Here is a 3,651-nt window from a genome sequence, read left to right as displayed (position 1 = left end):
TGATGAAAGAGTATATTTTTTAAAACAAAAATGACTGATAGTCAGTCATAAGAGGTGAGAGGTATGAAAAATAGAGCTTGGTTATATGTCATATTAACATGTATCTTTGAAATTTTTTGGGTGTTTGGTTTTAATACGGCTAATACTTGGTGGCATTGGATTATTATTTTAGGAGTTATCGCTGTTGATTTTCACTTCCTTTCTAAAGCGTGTGAACATCTTGCAACAGGAACTGTATATGCTATTTTCGCTGGAGCTGGTACGGTAGGTACTTTCTTAATGGATGTATTTCTTTTCGGTGGAAGTTTCAGCGCAGGCAAACTATTCTTCATTCTTATGGTAGTAGCCGGCGTTATCGGTTTAAAGTTAGCTGACAATAAAGAAGAAACTGTGGAAGGAGCTGCTTAAAAATGGGTTGGTTTTTCGTATTTTGTGCTGCAATTAGTGAAATAGTCGGTGTGATAGGACTTAAAATGTATAGTAAAGATAAGACATTAGCCAATGGTGCGATTTATATAGGTGGGTTTGCTACATCCTTCGCATTTTTGTATACTTCCTTCTTATTTTTACAAGTAAGTGTCGCGTATGCGGTTTGGATTGGTATCGGAACAGCAGGTGCAGTTTTGTTAAACATGTTCTTGTTTGGTGAGTCGAAAAGTAAAGCGCGTATCATTAGTGTGTTTCTTATTGTATGTGGAGTGACAGGATTAAAGGCACTTTCTTAAAGATATATTGTATTTTTATCTCCTAATTGTTCATTAGGAGATTTTATTATAAAAAATGATTTCCTCTTAGAGTTCACTATCATTGACAGTACAATCGATTATCTTATAAAATGAGTGACAGTCATTCAATATGCGTGTGAAAGGGTTTAGATGATGAATAAAAAAGAGAAAATTGTCTATGCAGCTATTGAAGTGTTTCAGGAAAAGGGCGTCGAAAAAACGAAGATTTCTGATATCGTGAAATTAGCTGGCATTGCGCAAGGAACTTTCTATTTATATTTTCCTTCTAAGTTATCTGTTATGCCTGCAATAGCAGAAGTGATGGTTGAAAAGATGATACTTGCAGTGAAAGAAAAAGTGCAAAACGATGCGCCTTTCTCAAGTAAAGTGACGCAAGTAATAGATGCGGTGTTTCACTTTATAGCTGAATATCGTGAAATACAGGCTTTAATGTATGCTGGTCTTGCATCTACAGAACATATAAAAGAATGGGAAGCTGTGTATGAGCCCCTTTATATGTGGCTAAGTGAATTTTTAAATGAGGCAAAAGAAGCCGGTGAAATTCGTGATTCGGTTCACGCAGAGCGAACAGCGAAGTTATTTATCGCTCTTGTTGAATCAGCAGCGGAACAAGTGTATTTATATGATCATAAAGATGATGAGCAAGTCGATTTGCAAAAGGCAGAAGTACTAGATTTTTTAACACATGCACTACATATAAAGAAATAGTGAGATGAACCTGTCTGAAAAGGTAGGTTCATTTTTGAGGAAAACTGAATGATAGTCATTCATCTAATACGTATGTATGTGTGGAAGGATAGTGTGAAATTCTAACGAGTAGGGGGGCATCTCTACTCATGACTAGCCCACAAATAGAAGGATAAAGAAAAAGCTTCTTGGGCATTATTTTTTGAGAGGAACTTACGGGAAGAGGTGTTAAAAAGTGAAGAAACCGATAAAAGAACAAAAGATGGTATTGGTCATTCTTTTGAGTAATATATTTATCGCTTTTCTAGGGATTGGATTAATCATTCCGGTTATGCCGTCCTTTATGAATGATATGCATTTAACAGGGAAGACGATGGGATATCTCGTTGCAGTGTTTGCAATGGCACAGCTCATTACTTCACCTATTACAGGCCGGTGGGTTGATCTTTACGGTAGAAAGAAAATGATAATCATTGGATTATTTATTTTTGGTGTTTCAGAGCTTCTTTTTGGATTAGGAAAAGATGTATGGATGCTTTATGTAGCAAGGGTATTAGGCGGAATTAGTGCTGCTTTTATTATGCCTGGTGTTACGGCGTATGTTGCGGATATTACATCTATTCAGGAACGTCCAAAGGCGATGGGATACTTATCTGCGGCTATTAGTACTGGATTCATTATAGGTCCTGGAATCGGCGGATTTATTGCAGAATACGGTATACGTGTGCCGTTTTTCGTTGCAGCAGTAATTGCTTTTATAGCATGTGTGATTTCGATCTTTATTTTAAAAGAACCGTTAACGAAAGAAGAACTTGCAGAGATTTCTTCTAATACGAAGGAATCAAGTTTTATTGGTGATTTAAAGAAATCATTACATCCAATGTATGCAATTGCATTTATTATCGTATTTGTACTCGCATTCGGATTATCAGCGTATGAAACAGTGTTTAGCTTGTTCTCTGATCATAAATTTGGCTTCTCGCCGAAAGATATCGCAGCAATTATTACAATTAGTTCAATCTTTGGGGTAGTTGTGCAAGTATTTATGTTTGGCAAATTGGTAGAAATGTTCGGTGAGAAAGTGTTAATTCAAATATGTTTAATTGTAGGTGCAGTATTAGCATTCGTCTCAACTGTAGTCTTTAATTATTGGATTGTACTTCTCGTTACTTGCTTCATTTTCTTAGCATTTGATTTACTTCGTCCAGCTTTAACGACATTTTTATCAAAAGCAGCCGGAAAAGAGCAAGGATTCGTCGCTGGTATGAACTCGACTTATACGAGTTTAGGAAATATCGCAGGACCAGCGATGGGCGGAATATTATTTGATATGAATATTCATTATCCATATGCATTTTCAGGCGTTGTTTTAATAGTTGGTCTCGCTATTACATTTATGTGGAGAGAGAAACAGTTGGCTGAAAGTTTTGCGAAGTAATAAAACCCCTTACGACGTGAGGTAAAGTGACCCCCGACAATGGGACACATATCAAAACACCTAAACCATCTGTTCCCTAAATTCTTTAGGGGATAGGTGGTTTGATTTTCATTGAATTTTCACATAATTGTAGTGATGAATGTATTCTAGCACAATCTTTCGCACAGTTTGGATACTTTTGTTATCTTTTGTGAATCGAAAGCTTCACTTTTTAAATGGCCAAAGAAGCTTTCCATGACGGCATTATCATGGCAATTTCTTTTACGGGACATGCTAGTGATGATGCCGTTTTGTTTGGCATACGCTTGAAATTCCTTCGCAGTATAAATACTTCCTTGATATGAGTGAAGGATGACATTTTTTACTTTTCACCCTCTCATTGCTTGTTTCAATGTCTTCGTCGCTAATGTCAGTGTTTGTAATTCGTTGATGACACAACTAATAATTTCGCGATTAAGGGCATCCATGATCGTTGATAAATATAAGGTACGCTCTCCTAATAAGAGATACGTCACATCCGTAAACCTGGATGTATTGAATTGGCACTCCAATCGATCAGGGGCTACCATTGGTTCCGCACCATTGATATATTTCTTTTTTTCGACGTCCTTTACTTTCTCTTCTAAATGGGATACCACCCGCATTTTAACGAAAGTATACGCTAAGCAAATTTTGACATAAAAAAAGCCGATTTTTCTACTCTAAGAAATTTTCGATTCTAATTCGTTATAGGTTAGTTGTTACTTTGTGTGCTTCATATTCTTTCACTATTTTATAAAA

Annotated in this window: 4 protein-coding genes and 1 pseudogene; 4 read left to right on the top strand and 1 reads right to left on the bottom strand. The window is 36.3% G+C overall.

The window, feature by feature from the left end:
• The first annotated feature begins 63 nt into the window (after window positions 1–63).
• The 4 genes from ACQGS6_RS24670 (at window position 64) to ACQGS6_RS24655 (ending at window position 2,871) form a co-directional block, all read left to right on the top strand.
• Window positions 64–408 (top strand): DMT family transporter, encoded by a 345-nt coding sequence (locus ACQGS6_RS24670; RefSeq protein WP_000796018.1) that lies wholly within the window; start codon window positions 64–66, stop codon window positions 406–408.
• A gap of 2 nt (window positions 409–410) precedes the next feature.
• Window positions 411–725: a DMT family transporter gene (locus ACQGS6_RS24665; RefSeq protein WP_000539671.1), complete on the top strand. Its 315-nt coding sequence runs from the start codon at window positions 411–413 to the stop codon at window positions 723–725.
• Window positions 726–875: 150 nt separating this feature from the next.
• Window positions 876–1,454: a TetR family transcriptional regulator gene (locus ACQGS6_RS24660; RefSeq protein ID WP_001999151.1), complete on the top strand. Its 579-nt coding sequence runs from the start codon at window positions 876–878 to the stop codon at window positions 1,452–1,454.
• A 214-nt stretch (window positions 1,455–1,668) separates the two neighbouring features.
• Window positions 1,669–2,871, top strand: a complete 1,203-nt coding sequence (locus ACQGS6_RS24655; RefSeq protein ID WP_000742958.1) for an MFS transporter — start codon at window positions 1,669–1,671, stop codon at window positions 2,869–2,871.
• Window positions 2,872–2,979: 108 nt separating this feature from the next.
• Here ACQGS6_RS24655 and ACQGS6_RS24650 read toward each other — a convergent pair.
• Window positions 2,980–3,473, bottom strand: a pseudogene (locus ACQGS6_RS24650) (DDE-type integrase/transposase/recombinase); the annotation flags it as partial.
• Window positions 3,474–3,651: the final 178 nt, after the last annotated feature.

The organism is Bacillus sp. GMs2/2 (assembly GCF_050172095.1).
Lineage (GTDB): Bacteria > Bacillota > Bacilli > Bacillales > Bacillaceae_G > Bacillus_A > Bacillus_A cereus.
The sequence above is the reverse complement of the archived record's forward strand: the minus strand, read 5'-3'. Positions and strand labels throughout refer to the sequence as shown.

Coding starts and splice junctions, on each gene's coding strand:
- ACQGS6_RS24660 (WP_001999151.1), top strand. CDS start 876: ATGATGAATAAAAAAGAGAAAATTGTCTATGCAGCTATTGAAGTGTTT.
- ACQGS6_RS24670 (WP_000796018.1), top strand. CDS start 64: ATGAAAAATAGAGCTTGGTTATATGTCATATTAACATGTATCTTTGAA.
- ACQGS6_RS24665 (WP_000539671.1), top strand. CDS start 411: ATGGGTTGGTTTTTCGTATTTTGTGCTGCAATTAGTGAAATAGTCGGT.